Annotated in this window: 14 protein-coding genes; 6 read left to right on the forward strand and 8 right to left on the reverse strand. The window is 61.1% G+C overall.

Annotation, left to right across the window (positions count from 1 at the left end):
* Positions 1 to 30: 30 nt before the first annotated feature.
* Positions 31 to 1050: a glycerophosphodiester phosphodiesterase family protein gene (locus tag QEO92_RS07730; protein ID WP_227702632.1), complete on the reverse strand. Its 1020-nt coding sequence runs from the start codon at positions 1048 to 1050 to the stop codon at positions 31 to 33.
* A 110-nt stretch (positions 1051 to 1160) separates the two neighbouring features.
* Between QEO92_RS07730 and QEO92_RS07735 the strand changes: the two genes are divergently transcribed.
* Positions 1161 to 1484 (forward strand): HlyU family transcriptional regulator, encoded by a 324-nt coding sequence (locus QEO92_RS07735; RefSeq protein ID WP_227702633.1) that lies wholly within the window; start codon positions 1161 to 1163, stop codon positions 1482 to 1484.
* Between the two features lie 294 nt (positions 1485 to 1778).
* A complete protein-coding gene (locus QEO92_RS07740) occupies positions 1779 to 3065 on the forward strand; it encodes a GGDEF domain-containing protein (RefSeq protein WP_227702634.1) in 1287 nt (428 codons plus the stop codon).
* Here the strand turns inward: QEO92_RS07740 and QEO92_RS07745 are convergent.
* A complete protein-coding gene (locus QEO92_RS07745; RefSeq protein ID WP_227702635.1) occupies positions 3062 to 3679 on the reverse strand; it encodes an FMN-dependent NADH-azoreductase in 618 nt (205 codons plus the stop codon). The genes QEO92_RS07740 and QEO92_RS07745 overlap by 4 nt on opposite strands.
* 141 nt (positions 3680 to 3820) lie before the next feature.
* Here QEO92_RS07745 and QEO92_RS07750 point away from each other — a divergent pair, with 141 nt between their 5' ends.
* Complete coding sequence (locus QEO92_RS07750) at positions 3821 to 4789, forward strand: LysR family transcriptional regulator (protein WP_227702636.1); 969 nt, start codon at positions 3821 to 3823, stop codon at positions 4787 to 4789.
* A gap of 196 nt (positions 4790 to 4985) precedes the next feature.
* Positions 4986 to 5546, forward strand: coding sequence for a DUF2087 domain-containing protein (locus QEO92_RS07755; RefSeq protein WP_227702637.1), 561 nt, complete (start codon positions 4986 to 4988; stop codon positions 5544 to 5546).
* A 9-nt stretch (positions 5547 to 5555) separates the two neighbouring features.
* On the opposite strand, the gene QEO92_RS07760 is transcribed toward QEO92_RS07755, so the two are convergent.
* The 4 genes from QEO92_RS07760 to QEO92_RS07775 all read right to left on the reverse strand — a co-directional run bounded on the left by QEO92_RS07760 (position 5556) and on the right by QEO92_RS07775 (position 9487).
* Positions 5556 to 6392 (reverse strand): PhzF family phenazine biosynthesis protein, encoded by an 837-nt coding sequence (locus tag QEO92_RS07760; protein WP_227705114.1) that lies wholly within the window; start codon positions 6390 to 6392, stop codon positions 5556 to 5558.
* Between the two features lie 88 nt (positions 6393 to 6480).
* On the reverse strand, positions 6481 to 8469 hold the full coding sequence (locus QEO92_RS07765) for a bifunctional 2',3'-cyclic-nucleotide 2'-phosphodiesterase/3'-nucleotidase (protein WP_227702638.1): 1989 nt from the start codon (positions 8467 to 8469) through the stop codon (positions 6481 to 6483).
* 125 nt (positions 8470 to 8594) lie between these two features.
* On the reverse strand, positions 8595 to 8933 hold the full coding sequence (locus tag QEO92_RS07770; protein WP_037146252.1) for a PilZ domain-containing protein: 339 nt from the start codon (positions 8931 to 8933) through the stop codon (positions 8595 to 8597).
* A gap of 92 nt (positions 8934 to 9025) precedes the next feature.
* Positions 9026 to 9487, reverse strand: coding sequence for an Lrp/AsnC family transcriptional regulator (locus QEO92_RS07775; RefSeq protein WP_037146253.1), 462 nt, complete (start codon positions 9485 to 9487; stop codon positions 9026 to 9028).
* A gap of 155 nt (positions 9488 to 9642) precedes the next feature.
* Here QEO92_RS07775 and ald point away from each other — a divergent pair, with 155 nt between their 5' ends.
* Both ald and QEO92_RS07785 read left to right on the forward strand, forming a co-directional pair.
* The gene (gene ald, locus QEO92_RS07780) at positions 9643 to 10761 is read left to right on the forward strand and encodes an alanine dehydrogenase (protein ID WP_227702639.1); all 1119 of its coding nucleotides are present in this window, start codon (positions 9643 to 9645) and stop codon (positions 10759 to 10761) included.
* Positions 10762 to 10967: 206 nt separating this feature from the next.
* Positions 10968 to 11654, forward strand: coding sequence for a PadR family transcriptional regulator (locus QEO92_RS07785; RefSeq protein ID WP_227702640.1), 687 nt, complete (start codon positions 10968 to 10970; stop codon positions 11652 to 11654).
* Here the strand turns inward: QEO92_RS07785 and QEO92_RS07790 are convergent.
* Together QEO92_RS07790 and QEO92_RS07795 are read right to left on the reverse strand one after the other, a co-directional pair.
* Positions 11626 to 12572, reverse strand: a protein-coding gene (locus tag QEO92_RS07790) for an IS630 family transposase (protein WP_407720929.1) whose coding sequence is annotated in 2 segments (ribosomal slippage) — positions 11626 to 12231 and positions 12234 to 12572 — 945 coding nt in all. Because the reading frame shifts where the segments join, the coding sequence is not laid out codon by codon here. The two genes, QEO92_RS07785 and QEO92_RS07790, sit on opposite strands and share 29 nt — an antisense overlap.
* A 230-nt stretch (positions 12573 to 12802) precedes the next feature.
* Positions 12803 to 13216: a nuclear transport factor 2 family protein gene (locus tag QEO92_RS07795; protein ID WP_227702641.1), complete on the reverse strand. Its 414-nt coding sequence runs from the start codon at positions 13214 to 13216 to the stop codon at positions 12803 to 12805.

Here is a 13216-nt window from a genome sequence, read left to right on the forward strand (position 1 = left end):
TGATAGGCAGGCTCCATGACGGCGAAAAGTCTATTTCGCGCAGATGACCGGTTTGGCGGGCAGGGCGCAGAAGCCGCGTCGATCGACCTCGGGGCGCGTCTTCTCGATGACGTTCGTCCAGACGAGGCCGGGAAAGCCGTCCGGCACCCCGTTCCAGGCCTCCCGGTCGTCGATGCCGGAACTGCCGGAATCGCCGGCCTCGAACGGTCCGATCAGGATGACGTCCGAGCCGGCGGCCTGCATGCGGTTGTAGAAACGCTCCGGCCAGCCCCACATCAGGAAGGCGAGATTGACCGGCACCGGCACCAGGCCATTGCGGCAGGCTTCCGGCACGTGGCCGCTCCAGCCAAGCGCCAGGTAATTGACGAGGCAGGATTTTGCCGAGCGGCCGGAATAGCCGTGCAGACCGGTCACGAGCGCCATGCTGGTCTCGGTCGGCTCGTTGCCGCCATAGACCCCGAAGGTCGCCTGCCGGAAGGCGGGCTCCGTATCGAGGAGGGCGGCGAGTGCTTCACCTTCCTCCTTGCGGCGGCTCTTGAAGTTGATGAGGAAACGGCCCTCCGGCAGCGCCTCGAAAACCTCCGGCAATGCGGGCATCAGGCCGGCCCCCTTGCCGCGGAAGGGAAAGGTCCTGCCGCCATCGGAGGTATATCCGTAGCCGATGTCGAGCGTCTTCAGGACGGCCATCGGTGTCTGTTCGGTGACGCCCTTGCCGTCGGTGCGGCAGTCGAGCGTCCAGTCGTGGAAGACCGCGAACTGCTTGTCGGGCGTGAGGTGCACGTCGAGTTCCACCACGTCGGCACCGGCGTCGAAGGCGGCCTTCATGCCGGCGACGGTATTTTCCAGAAAGTCATGTGTCGGCGGCAGCATGAGGCTTGCCGTACACGTGTCGTTGCGGACATTGGTCGCATCGAAGAGCTGGTGCTGGCCGCGATGGGCGATGATCCGGAGCGGCTTACCTTCGGGAAATTGCGAAAACAGCGACGTATTGCCGAGCCAGAGCGCAGCGGCGATCGCGATCGGCACCGTGGCGGCTATTTTCCATCTCATGCGGGGCTCACTCCGAATCGGATTTGGGACAGGAATCTTGGTCCGGCTCGATTGCGACTTTTCCGAGATAACCGCTTCCGGGCGGTTGCGGAATATGCTAGGCAGCCGCCATGGTTTCGTTTCTGTCCAGTATCCTTTCGATCTTCTCCGGCGGCAGCAAATCCGCCGATCCGGCCGGCAATTCCGTGGAGCCGGTCGAGCATGGCGGCTGCCTGATCTATCCGGCACCTCTTCGAGAGGGCTCGCAGTTCCGGTTGGCAGGCCGTATCGAGAAGGAAGTGAACGGCGATGTGCTGGTGCGGGAGTTCGTCCGTGCCGACGTCTTCACTTCGATGGACGATGCCGTGGAATACACGATCAAGAAGGCGCAGCAGATCATCGATCAGAACGGTTCATCGCTGTTTGCCGACGGAGAAAAGTCGCGCTCCGCCTGACCCGGCGTCTCAGGCAATTGCGGCAATCACTCAAAATTAAACGATCGGCGATAGTTTGGACAATCTGTTGATATGCCCTTTCCATGCGCGCGATATCGGTCGGGCGATCGCCATCCAGCTCCGCAACATCCCGAAGAAATTACCCTAGATCAAAGATAATCCCGCTTTCGAGGCTGAACCGGTTCGGCCGTTATTGCAACATGGCGTATAAACGCCATAATTCCATAGATTCGAGCTTCCAAAAAGGAAGCTGTTACAGAGGCTTGGGCCCTCTGCAAAGCTGAAAGCAGATCGATGCAATGGTTCAACCTCGGACTGTTTCTGCTGGAAGCCGTCATCTATTTTACCGTCATGACGACCTTCCTGCATTTCCGGCGGCAGCTTGGCCTTGGTGTCTTTCTGGCAGCACTGGGCGTCATGCATTTCATGGAGACCTATCTCGCTGCGGTCTTCTACATCGAGCTTCCCCTCGGCACCGTCTCTCCCGGCTCTTCGGTCTTCTTCGCCGGCAAGCTGATGATGATCCTGCTGCTTTACCTGAAGGAGGATGCGGCGACCGTCCGCCAGCCGATCTACGGGCTTTTCCTCGGTAATCTGCTGACGGTCGGCATCGCCCAGCTCCTGCAGTTTCACGAGGTCGTTGCGCTGCCGGGCGGCCGCAGCGCGGACATGGGCTTCCTGGACGAGATGGGTTGGCTGATGGTCTGGGGAACCGCGCTGCTCTATATCGACGCGATCGGCATCATTCTGCTTTACGAGCGGCTCGGGCGATTCTTCCGCAACCACGTGGTGCTGCGGTTCGCGTTAAGTGGTGCCGCTCTGTTGACCTTCGACCAGGTCGGCTTCTATGCGGCGCTCAATCTTCTCTTCGACGCGCCGCCTTCGGTATTCCTGGGCGGCTGGTGGGCGAAGCTCCTGGCGGTCGCGCTCTATTCGCTCCTCTTTGCGGCCTATCTGAAGATCGAACAGATACCACGGTTTGCAAGATCGGCCCGCGAGATCACCGACATCTTCCACGCTCTCACCTTTCGCGAACGCTATCAGGCTCTTCTTGCCCAAAGCGGCGTCGATGGATTGACCGGAGTCTTCAACCGCAGCCGCCTGGATGCGGAAGTGCCAAAGATGATCCGGAGCTGTCTTGATCGGGGAGGAGAGCTGAGCCTTGTGATGATCGACGTCGACCGTTTCAAGGAAGTCAACGACCGCTTCGGCCATCTGAAGGGCGACGAGATCCTGAAAGACGTCGTTGCCCGGCTCCGGATAAGTTCGAGACCCAGCGACCATCTTTCCCGATTCGGCGGCGAGGAATTCGTGCTGATCCTGCCTGGTATGGATCACGAAGACGCACTGGCATTTGCTGACCGTCTGCGGATCGAGATTTGCCGCTCCGTCATGCGGCCGGACGGCCAGTGTGTGACTGTCTCGATTGGCGTCGCCACCGCGCCGGAAGATGGCCACGTACAGGATGCGCTCCTCGGATGCGCGGACGAACGCCTCTATCGGGCAAAGAAAGACGGCCGGGACAATGTCCACGGCCGTTTTGGCAGGCTCGCTTCGTCAGAGGCAGGGGCGGGGGCTTAGGCCGCGAGAGCAAGCTGCCGGTTGCGCTGCTGGGCAGCGGCGATGGCCTTCTCGGCGGCTTCCGGGCCGAAGGCAAGGCCTTCGACATAGATGACTTCCACATCCGTCATGCCCATGAAGCCGAGCACCGTGGTGAGATAGGGCACGGCATGGTTCATTCCGCTTGCGGGACCTTCGGAATAGACGCCGCCGGATGCCAGCACGACATAGACCTTCTTGCCGGTGGCAAGGCCGATCGGGCCGTTTTCCGTGTAACGGAAAGTCTGGCCGGCACGGGCAACGTTGTCGATCCAGCTCTTCAGCGTGGAGTAGATGTTGAAGTTGATGAGACCCGTTCCGATGACCACCGTATCCGCGGCCATCAGTTCCGCCACCAGCTTGTCGGAATAGTCGGCTGCTGCGGCTTCTTCCGGCGTGCGGTCGGCGGGAGCCTTGCGGATGGCGGACGTCGTCACGCTGTCGAGATGTGGGATCGGGTTGGCGCCGAGATCGCGATGGACGATCGAGGTCCCGTTGTCGCGTGCGCTCAGCTCGTTTGCGAGATCCTGGGCGACCTTGCTGGACAGCGATTCATCGCCACGCGGGCTCGACGTGACAAGAAGAATGGAGGACATGTGTTTCTTCCTTATCTGGAGATTTGAGTTCGCGACGGGTGGGAGGTCCCGTCTGCTTCGTGCTGGAAGATAGGGATGGACTGCCATCGATTAAACTGAGATAATATCGAAGCTATCTATCTATAAAATGGATGACGACCTATGGATGCAAATCCAACCCTAGACCAGTTGCAGGTGTTTCTGGCGGTCGCCGAAACGGGCAGTTTCTCGGCTGCCTCGCGGGCTCTGAATCGGGCGCAGTCGGTGGTGAGCTATACGATCGGCAATCTCGAAGCCCAGCTTGAGATGACGCTGTTCGAGCGCAGCGGCGCGCGCCAGCCGAAGCTGACGGAAGCGGGCAAGGCGATGCTCACCGATGCGCGCCGGATCGTCGCCGACCTGCAGGTGATGCGCGCCCGCGCGAAAAGCATCAAGCAAGGGCTCGAAGCCGAGATTTCACTGGCAATCAGCGTCATGGTGCCCACCGAGGCTCTTGTGACGGAACTGCGGAAATTTCGCGAAAATTTTCCGAGTGTGGCGCTGAACCTCAATGTCGGCGAACTCGGCATGGTGATGGATATGGTGATCAACGGTCGCGCCGATATCGGCTTGGGGGGCGCGCTCTTGAAGCAGGATGATACCCTCATTGCCGAAAAGATCGGCTATTCCTTCATGATCCCCGTCGCCGCGCCCGATCATCCCCTCGCCAGGCTTGATCGGCCGCTGACCCTTGCCGATGTGCGGGAAGAGGTCCAGATGGTCGTGACCGATCAATCCGGCATCACCAAGGGGCGCGACTTCAACGTGCTCTCCTACAAGACCTGGCGGGTGAGCGACATCGCCACCAAGTACCAGCTTATCAGGGGCGGGCTGGGCTGGGGCGGTTTGCCGGCTTCCGTCGCCGGCCGCGACATCATGGAGCGCAAGCTGGTCGCACTGAAGCTCGACGCATACGAGCAGGGTGAATATCCGCTTTATGCCATACGAAGGACATCCAATCCGCCGGGGCCGGCCGGTCAATGGCTGATCGAGGCATTTCAGCGACGGCTCTCCGCTTGTCCCAGCCATGGGGAGTTCCAGGAGATGTTGGGACTCGAAGCTCCGCACGGCATGCCGGCTGCCGCCGAATGACTGCACGCGACCGAGTTGACCCTATCCCGGCCTCTGCTATAACGGCGCCACGGTCTGCAGTTCACCGAGGCGTCGCCGTCCCGAAAGGGAAGCTAAACCTGCTACAGTCAAGATGATCAGCACTTATCCCGTGCCGAAGTCGACAAGACGGCGACCAACGACAATCCAGATGGAACGGCGCATTTGAGGATAGGTTATGTCCAGATCCATCTTTCCCATGGAGATCGCCGACCTTTCGGCTTTCGCCAAGTCCGTCCGTGAGCAGATCGGCAGGCTCGACCACAAGCCGAGCCATGTGGAAACGCTCAATCTCCTGAGCCGCGCCGCGGGCTTCCGCAACTACCAGCATTTCCGTTCCGTTTCGAAGACCTCGGACGTGCTTGACAGCTGGAATATTGCCGCGGCGCCGGAACCGGGGCCCGACGAGGCGCGCGTCTTGAAAACCATCCGCGTTTTCGACGCGCAGGGCCGGATCGTCCGCTGGCCGGGCAAGCGCTCGCAGCAGGAGTTGTGCCTGTGGTTCCTGTGGTCGAAAATCCCGCGTGGCCGCACGTTTACGGAGCGCGAGATCAGCGAGTTCCTGAACACGCTGCACCTCTTCGGCGACGCGGCACTTCTGCGCCGCGACCTTTTCGACCTCGGCCTCGTGACGCGCAAGCGGGACGGCAGCGATTATCGCCGCATCGAAAAGAAGCCGGTACCGGAGCTGAAGCTGCTCCTGCAACGGGTCGACAGCGGAAAGGCGGAAGCGGCCTGATAAGCGCCTTTAGAGGTCGACCGTACCCCGGATGCAGGTGACGACATCTCCACCGATCCAGATGTCATCACCATCCCGTTGTACTTGGACCCGACCCGCCCGGCCGAGAGCCGTTCCCTGGGCGGCGACATAGCTTTCAGGGGCGATGCCGCTGCCGATCAGCCATTGGGCGAAGCCGGCGTTCAAGCTGCCGGTAACCGGATCCTCAGTGCCCCGATTGCTGAACGCACGTACTTCGAATTCCGCATCGTCTCCGTCCGTCCCGGGATCGAAGCGACCGATCACGCCGACGCGAAATCCGGCGAGCGCGCTATAATCTGGCCGGATGGCAAGCACGTCCGCGCGGGACGACAGGAGAATGCCGATCCAGTCCGGCCCGTTATCCAGCCAGTTGGCATCCTTTATCCCCGCTATCGGCACGCCGAGGCCGCGAGCGATGCGATCGACCAGCGCCGGATCGACCGGGCCGCTGCGCTGCAGGGGAGGTGCGGCGAAAGCAAGCTGTCTGCCGTTGCGACGGATATGCACCAGTCCGGCGCCGCATTCCTGGATGATGTCGCCATCCGGAGGCTGGCCGGTCTGAGACAACCAAACATGGCAACTGCCGAGCGTCGGATGACCGGCAAAAGGCAGCTCCTGCTTCGGAGTGAATATCCGTGCGCGGTAATGCGCCCTGGGATCGGTCGGTTTCAGCAGGAAGGTGGTCTCGCTGAGGTTGGTCCAGTTGGCGAAAGCCTGCATCTGCTCGTCCGTCAGCACATCCGCGCCGACGACCACTGCGAGCGGATTGCCTCGCATCGGCTCGCTGGAAAAGACGTCGACCTGCAGGAAGGGAAACGTGGGCATCGCCATCTGGACCTATGGAATCGGATTTCCTTCAAAGGAGGACGGCAGCTCGAGGGCTGCCGTGGCATTCCAACATCTTCGATCGGCGTTACAGCACCAGCCGGAACTTCGCAAAACCGTTCTCGCCGTCGCCGGCATCCTCGATCTTGGCGCCCTTGATCTCGCCGGCGAACTGACGGGCCTTGGGGCCGGTCTCGAAGATCGCCGTCGTTCCCGGCAGCGGCTTGAACGACCAGTTGGCGTCTGCCGAGGGGTTGATCGTGCCCTGTTCGACGATATAGCGGACGACAACGTCGCGGTTGGTGTCAGGCGCCACGAAAATCACCTTGTCGCCGGCGATTTCCGGGAACTTGCCGCCGCCGCCGGCGCGGTAGTTGTTGGTGGCGACCACGAACTTCTGAGCCGGATCGATTGGCTTGCCGTCGAACTGCAAATCGACGATGCGGTGGGCATCCGGATTGATCAGCTTGCCGTCCTTGTCGAAGCGGGCCGGCTGCGACAGGTCGATCTGGTAGGTGACGCCGTCGATCACATCATAATTGTAGGACGGGAAGGCGCTGTTGAGCAGTGCCGCGTCCTTGGCGCCGGCCTTGACCTGATTGAACATGCCGGCCGACATTTCCAGCCAGTTCTTCACCTGCTCGCCGGTGATCAGCACGGCCTGCACCGTGTTCGGATAAAGATAAAGGTCGGCGACGTTCTTGATGGCGATATCGCCGGCCGGCACGTCGGTGAAATATTCCGCGCCGCCACGGCCGCCGGCCTTGAAGGGAGCCGCCGCGGAGAGGACGGGATAGTCCTTGTACGGGCCTTCCTTCAGCATGTCCTTGATGTACCAGGTCTGGGCGTTCGAGACGATCTGCACCGACGGATCGTCGGCGACCAGCGCGAAATAGGAATAGAGCGGCGCGGATGTCTTGCCGACCGGGCGGCGGACATAGGCGAGCGTCGCCTCGTGCTCGTCCTTGACGGCAGCGGTGACTTCCGCCTTGTCCTTCACGTCCGCGACGATCTTGCGGTTCTCGTCGCGATGATAGATCGGCCGGGCTTCCGTGGTGAAGTCGACGATCTTCCAGCTCTTGCCGTCCTTTTCCAGCAGCAGGTCGATGAGGCCCATATGCGAGCCCCAGAAGCCGCCCATGACGGCCGGCTTGCCCATCAGCGTGCCCTTCTTGATGTCTGCGCCGGTAATGCCTTCAAAATCCTTCGGGCCGGGGAATACGAGGTGCTGGTGGCCGGTAAAGACCGCATCGATGCCATCGACGCCCGCCAGATAAAGCGAGGCGTTTTCCATTCGGTCGCTCAACCCGCTGCCGTCGATGCCGGAGTGGGACAGCGCGATGACGATATCGGCGCCTTCCTCCTTCATGACAGGCACCCAGGCCTTGGCGGCGTCGACGATGTCGCGGGTCTGAGCCTTGCCCTCCAGGTTCTTGGCGTCCCAGACCATGATCTGCGGCGGTACGAAGCCGATGAAGCCGACCTTGACCGGGCTTGTCGCGCCGGAGCCGTCACGGATCTGCTTCTCGACGATCACGTAGGGCTTCAGGAAGAGCTCGTCCTGCTTCGGGTCTGAGGCGAGCTGGCCCTTGGTCAGGTTGGCGCAGACGCAAGGGAAGCCGGAGCCGGCGAGCACCTTGAACATGAAGTCGAGGCCATAGTTGAATTCGTGGTTGCCGAGCGTGCCGGCATCGTAACCGAGCACGTTCATCGCCTTGATGACCGGATGGACGTCGCCATCCTTCATGCCGCGCTCATAGGCGATGTAGTCGCCCATCGGATTACCCTGCAGGAAGTCGCCATTGTCGATCAGCATGGAATTGCCGGCCTCGGCGCGGATCGCGTCGATGATCGAGGCGGTGCGGGCAAGGCCCAGCGTATCGTTCGGCTTGTCGGCATAATAATCGTAGGGGAAGACGTGAACGTGGATATCGGTCGTTTCCATGATGCGCAGATGCGCCTGGTTGGCGGCTGCCCGGGCGGCGAACGGGTGCAGCATCACGAGCGCCGAAGACGCAGCGATGCCGCCGAGAAGTGAGCGGCGGGTCATGGGTTGAAAGCCGGCTAGAAACGACATGGATATCTCCCTCTGGGGTCTTTTGCGAGATCAGCTTAGCGCAATCGCACGCGCTTGCATCAGTAAAATGACAGGGGAAATCGCATGGTTCGCCGATGGTCGGCGAACGCGCCGACCATGCGATGTCACCGGGCGATGACTGGTCTGATTTCCTTGTGGAAGAAGCGGAAATAGGAGGAGACCTGGGCCGCTGCATTCGAGTTCGGCCGGAACTGGATGCCGAGACGGCCGCGGTGGCACCATTTCACCGTGCCTTCCAGAATGCCGAGTTCTTCACTTTCGATCTTGACCGGGCTGCCGTTGGCAGCGTGAAACGGTCCGCCGAGGTCGAGCGCCATGCCGGTGGCGGAAAGATCGACGACGCGCCCCTTTGCCTGCTGATGATAATATTTGACCGTGCCATAGATGCGCGTCTTCTGGCGGGCTGCGCTACGGGTCTTCATCCCGATGGTCTTGCTGAGCATGACATCCCTCAATTGCCGTTCTCAAGCAAACTCCATATCAGGGACAGGTTGAGGCGCGTTTAGGGTGATCCGTAAAAGTCGAGCGATTCCGGTCACAGTCCCACATTGGGACGGTCGATGACCTCGCGCAGCGCGAAGCTCGAATTGATCTTCACCACGTGGGGCAGGGCCGATAGCCAGTCGCGGTGGATACGCTCGTAATCCTCAAGATCCTTGGCCGCGACGCGCAGGATATAGTCGTATTCGCCCGACATCAGGTAGCAGACGAGCACGTTGGGGCAGAGCTTCACCGCCGCCTCGAATTCGGCGAGCGTCTTGGCGAACTGGCCCGACAGCGAAATATGCACGATCACCATCATCTTGTAGTCGAGCGCCTTGTTGGAAAGGCGTGCGTGATAGCCGCTGATCGTGCCGTTCTTTTCAAGGATATCGAGCCGTCGCGAGCAGGCGGAAGGCGACAGGCCGACACGCTGGGCCAGGTCCGCATTGGAGATGCGGCCATTGTCCTGAAGCGTTCGCATGATCGCAAGATCGATGGTATCCAGGTTTCCCATTCGAATATCCTTCGAAAATCTCTTTCAAGACGCAATAATCCGCGAAAAATGGTATTTCCGCAATTCCTCTTCGCAAGGACATTTCACCGATTCTCTGGTTTTCTGGATTTGGGAACGTAAACCGGCGAAAGCCACCAAACTGAGAGGAACGCTGTATGCGTGTCGGGTGCCCGAAGGAAATCAAAAACCATGAATACCGTGTGGGCCTGACGCCCGGCGCGGTGCGTGAATATGTGGCCCATGGCCACGAGGTCCTGATCGAAACCAAGGCGGGCGCCGGAATTGGCGCGGACGATGCCGCCTATATCGCCGCCGGTGCCAGGATTGTCGGCACGGCGAAAGAAATCTTCGAAAAATCCGACATGATCGTAAAGGTCAAGGAGCCCCAGCCGACGGAATGGGTGCAACTCCGTGAAGGCCAGATCCTCTACACCTATCTCCATCTCGCTCCCGATCCGGAACAGACCAAGGGCCTCATCACATCCGGCGTGACCGCCGTCGCCTACGAGACGGTGACCGACGAGCGCGGCGGCCTGCCGCTGCTTGCGCCGATGTCGGAAGTCGCCGGGCGCCTGGCGATCCAGGCGGGTGCAACCGCGCTGCAGAAAGCCAATGGCGGCCGCGGCATCCTGCTCGGCGGCGTGCCGGGCGTTCTGCCGGCGAAGGTCGCGGTCATTGGCGGCGGCGTCGTAGGCCTGCATGCGGCCAAGATGGCGACCGGCCTCGGCGCCGATGTCACCATCATCGACCGCTCGCTGCCGCGGCTTCGCCAGCTCGACGATATCTTCAACGGCCGCGTCCATACCCGCTATTCGACCATCGACGCGGTGGAGGAGGAAGTCTTCTCCGCCGATCTCGTCATCGGGGCAGTTCTCATTCCAGGCGCCGCCGCGCCGAAACTTGTCAGCCGCGAGATGCTCTCCGGCATGAAGCAGGGCGCGGTCATGGTCGACGTCGCGATCGACCAGGGCGGCTGCTTCGAGACCTCGCATGCGACGACCCATTCCGAACCGACCTACGAGGTCGACGGCATCGTGCACTATTGCGTGGCGAACATGCCGGGCGCCGTGCCGGTCACCTCTGCCCATGCGTTGAACAACGCGACGCTGCAGCATGGCCTGGCACTTGCCGACCGTGGCCTGCGTGCGATTGCCGAGGACAAGCACCTGCGCAACGGCCTCAACGTCCATAAGGGCAGGATAACCAACCGGGCGGTTGCCGAAGCGCTGGGCTACGAGGCCTTTGCGCCGGAAAGCCTGCTGAATGTGGCGTGAGTCGTAGGTTTCGATATATCTAAGACATCGTAAACCATCGCGTTGATTGATCGCTGACCCTTACAAAAAGCGCCGGCAGGCTTCTGTTGGCGCTTTTTCTGCTTTTAAAATCAACCAGATATAATTTCGATATATCGAAGTTGTTGACGAAATCGACCAACGGACTATCTTTAGATATATCGAAAGATAGTCTGAAGGAGATAACGATGTTTGGACACAAATTTGATGGACGGAACGGCTGCGGCGAACGCGGCGACCGAAGAGGTTTCGAGGAAATGTTCGCCATGCGCGGTGGCGGGTTCGGTCGCGGGTTTGGCGGTCGTGGGGGACCGGGTGGCGGTCGCGGTTTCGGTGACGAGGGCGACGGCCGCATCGGCCGTTTCCTGATGCAGGGGGATCTGCGTCTCGTTGTGCTGGCCCTGATCGAGAAGGAACCGCGCCACGGCTATGAGATCATCAAGCACATCGAGGACCTGACCTACGGCTTTTATGCGCCGAGCCCGGGCGTCATCTATCCGACGCTCACCTATCTCGAGGAGGCGGGCTACGTGACCGCCGAAGCCGACGGCAACAAGAAGCGTTATGCGATCACCGACGAGGGACGCAAATATCTCGACGAGAACCGCAGCTTTGCCTCGACCATCCTCGATCGTTTGTCGCAGCTCGCCGAACGCATCCGTGAAAAGCAGGAGCGGTCGCAGCGCCGTGGCGGCGACGGCGGCCCTGTTCTGCCCCGCAGCATCGACGCCGCCATGCTGAACCTGCGCGAGGTGATCGCCCGCAAGCTCGAAACGGACGAGAAGAAGGCCGGAGAGATCGTCAAGCTGCTGCTTGATATCGCGGAAGACCTAGAGCGGGATGATTTTAGATCCGTTCATATCCGGCCTCGTTGAAATAGTTCTGGCATTCTTTTGGAGAAACGGTTTGGAGGATGGTTGCGAGCGCGTCATGGATGGCGTTGCGGCTTCTGGCCTGCGCCTCGCGTAGCCGGTGTTTGATCTTGGCGAAGAGCTTTTCGATCGGATTGAGATCGGGGGAGTATTGCGGCAGGAAGAACAGCCGCGCGCCGGCCTTGCGGATGGCGGTGCGGATCGCCGCGGCCTTGTGCGAGCCGAGATTGTCCATCACGACGATGTCGCCGGGCGTGAGCTCCGGCACCAGCACCTTTTCGACATAGACGAGGAAGCTCGTCGCGTTGATCGGCCGGTCGATGACCCAGGGCGCGCTGACGCGATCAACGCGCAGGGCGGCAATGAACGTCATGGTGTTCCAGTGGCCGAAGGGAGCCTGGCCGAACAGCCGTTCGCCGCGCGGCGCCCAGCCTCGCAGCGGCGCCATGTTCGTCTTCGTCCAGGTCTCGTCGATGAAGACGAGGCGGGCCGGATCGATGCGATGGCGATGCTTCAGCCAGCGGCTGCGTCGGGCGGCGACATCGGGCCGGTCGCGCTCGCTGGCGACCAACGTCTTTTTTTATAACTCAGCCCTTCCTCATGCACGCAGATCCAGACGGAGCGGTAGTCGACCTTCAGGCCCCGCTCCGCCAATTCCGCGACCAGCCCGCGCAAGGTGAATGCCTGCGCGCGGCAGCGCTCGATTAGCCAGGCCCGATGCTCACCGGCGATCGCTCGCGGCTTGTGCCCGCCCATCTGGCCGGCGGCGGCGCTGCCCGTCTCACGGAAGCGCCGTACCCAATCGATCGCCGTGCTGATGCCGATGCCGAAGCGCTTCGCCGCCGCCCGACAGGACAGCCCATCGCGCGTCACTGCACCAACAACACGGTCCCTAAGGTCATCCGAAAAGGGTCTCGCCATCCTGGCCGGCCTCCTGCACCGGCCTGAATGGTGAATCTGATTTGCTCACAAAAGGGAATCCCCATGCCGATTCCGCCTAAATTCATCCCGCTCTAGACGGTCCTGAAGACCGGAACCAAAACGACGCGTGATCCTCCTGCCGGAGCGCCGGTTTACCACCGGCGCTTTCCCATACCGGCAATACAGCATGAAGACAGGCCGCCGGAGCAGCCGCGCTCGGGCGGCTCTTTTCATGCCATGATGTCGAGCAGTTCCTTGGTGTCGTAGTAAAACGGAATTCCCTCGGCAAGACGGCCGTCCTGGAAGCGGAGGAATTCGCAAAATGGCTGTGTAATGCTCTTGCCTGTGGAACGGGCCACCATTGTCAGCGTGCAGGAGAGGTGAATGCGGTCCGGCGCTCCCGTGACATGGAGCTCCTTCAAGTCCATATTGCTCCAGACATCGTTCATCCTGTCGAAAAGTCTGGCAATTCCATCGAGGCCGCGCCAGTCGCCGCCGTAGGGCAGCGATGCGGGTTCACGGACAACGACATCATCCGCGAAAGCTCTCGCCAATTGCCGGATGTCTTTTTCATTCGATGTCAGGAAGGCCATTTCGACTGCAAACATCCGGTCGACGATGGCGCGGGCATCGAGACTGGTCAT

It is taken from the genome of Neorhizobium petrolearium (assembly GCF_029854435.1).
GTDB lineage: Bacteria > Pseudomonadota > Alphaproteobacteria > Rhizobiales > Rhizobiaceae > Neorhizobium > Neorhizobium petrolearium.

What these genes read in the sequence shown, in the direction of transcription:
- QEO92_RS07795 (WP_227702641.1), bottom strand. Translation starts at nt 13,216, where the DNA reads ATGACCAGTCTCGATGCCCGCGCCATCGTCGACCGGATGTTTGCAGTC.
- QEO92_RS07785 (WP_227702640.1), top strand. Translation starts at nt 10,968, where the DNA reads ATGTTTGGACACAAATTTGATGGACGGAACGGCTGCGGCGAACGCGGC.
- QEO92_RS07740 (WP_227702634.1), top strand. Translation starts at nt 1,779, where the DNA reads ATGCAATGGTTCAACCTCGGACTGTTTCTGCTGGAAGCCGTCATCTAT.
- QEO92_RS07770 (WP_037146252.1), bottom strand. Translation starts at nt 8,933, where the DNA reads ATGCTCAGCAAGACCATCGGGATGAAGACCCGTAGCGCAGCCCGCCAG.
- QEO92_RS07755 (WP_227702637.1), top strand. Translation starts at nt 4,986, where the DNA reads ATGTCCAGATCCATCTTTCCCATGGAGATCGCCGACCTTTCGGCTTTC.
- QEO92_RS07730 (WP_227702632.1), bottom strand. Translation starts at nt 1,050, where the DNA reads ATGAGATGGAAAATAGCCGCCACGGTGCCGATCGCGATCGCCGCTGCG.
- QEO92_RS07750 (WP_227702636.1), top strand. Translation starts at nt 3,821, where the DNA reads ATGGATGCAAATCCAACCCTAGACCAGTTGCAGGTGTTTCTGGCGGTC.
- ald (WP_227702639.1), top strand. Translation starts at nt 9,643, where the DNA reads ATGCGTGTCGGGTGCCCGAAGGAAATCAAAAACCATGAATACCGTGTG.
- QEO92_RS07735 (WP_227702633.1), top strand. Translation starts at nt 1,161, where the DNA reads ATGGTTTCGTTTCTGTCCAGTATCCTTTCGATCTTCTCCGGCGGCAGC.
- QEO92_RS07765 (WP_227702638.1), bottom strand. Translation starts at nt 8,469, where the DNA reads ATGTCGTTTCTAGCCGGCTTTCAACCCATGACCCGCCGCTCACTTCTC.
- QEO92_RS07775 (WP_037146253.1), bottom strand. Translation starts at nt 9,487, where the DNA reads ATGGGAAACCTGGATACCATCGATCTTGCGATCATGCGAACGCTTCAG.
- QEO92_RS07745 (WP_227702635.1), bottom strand. Translation starts at nt 3,679, where the DNA reads ATGTCCTCCATTCTTCTTGTCACGTCGAGCCCGCGTGGCGATGAATCG.
- QEO92_RS07760 (WP_227705114.1), bottom strand. Translation starts at nt 6,392, where the DNA reads ATGCCCACGTTTCCCTTCCTGCAGGTCGACGTCTTTTCCAGCGAGCCG.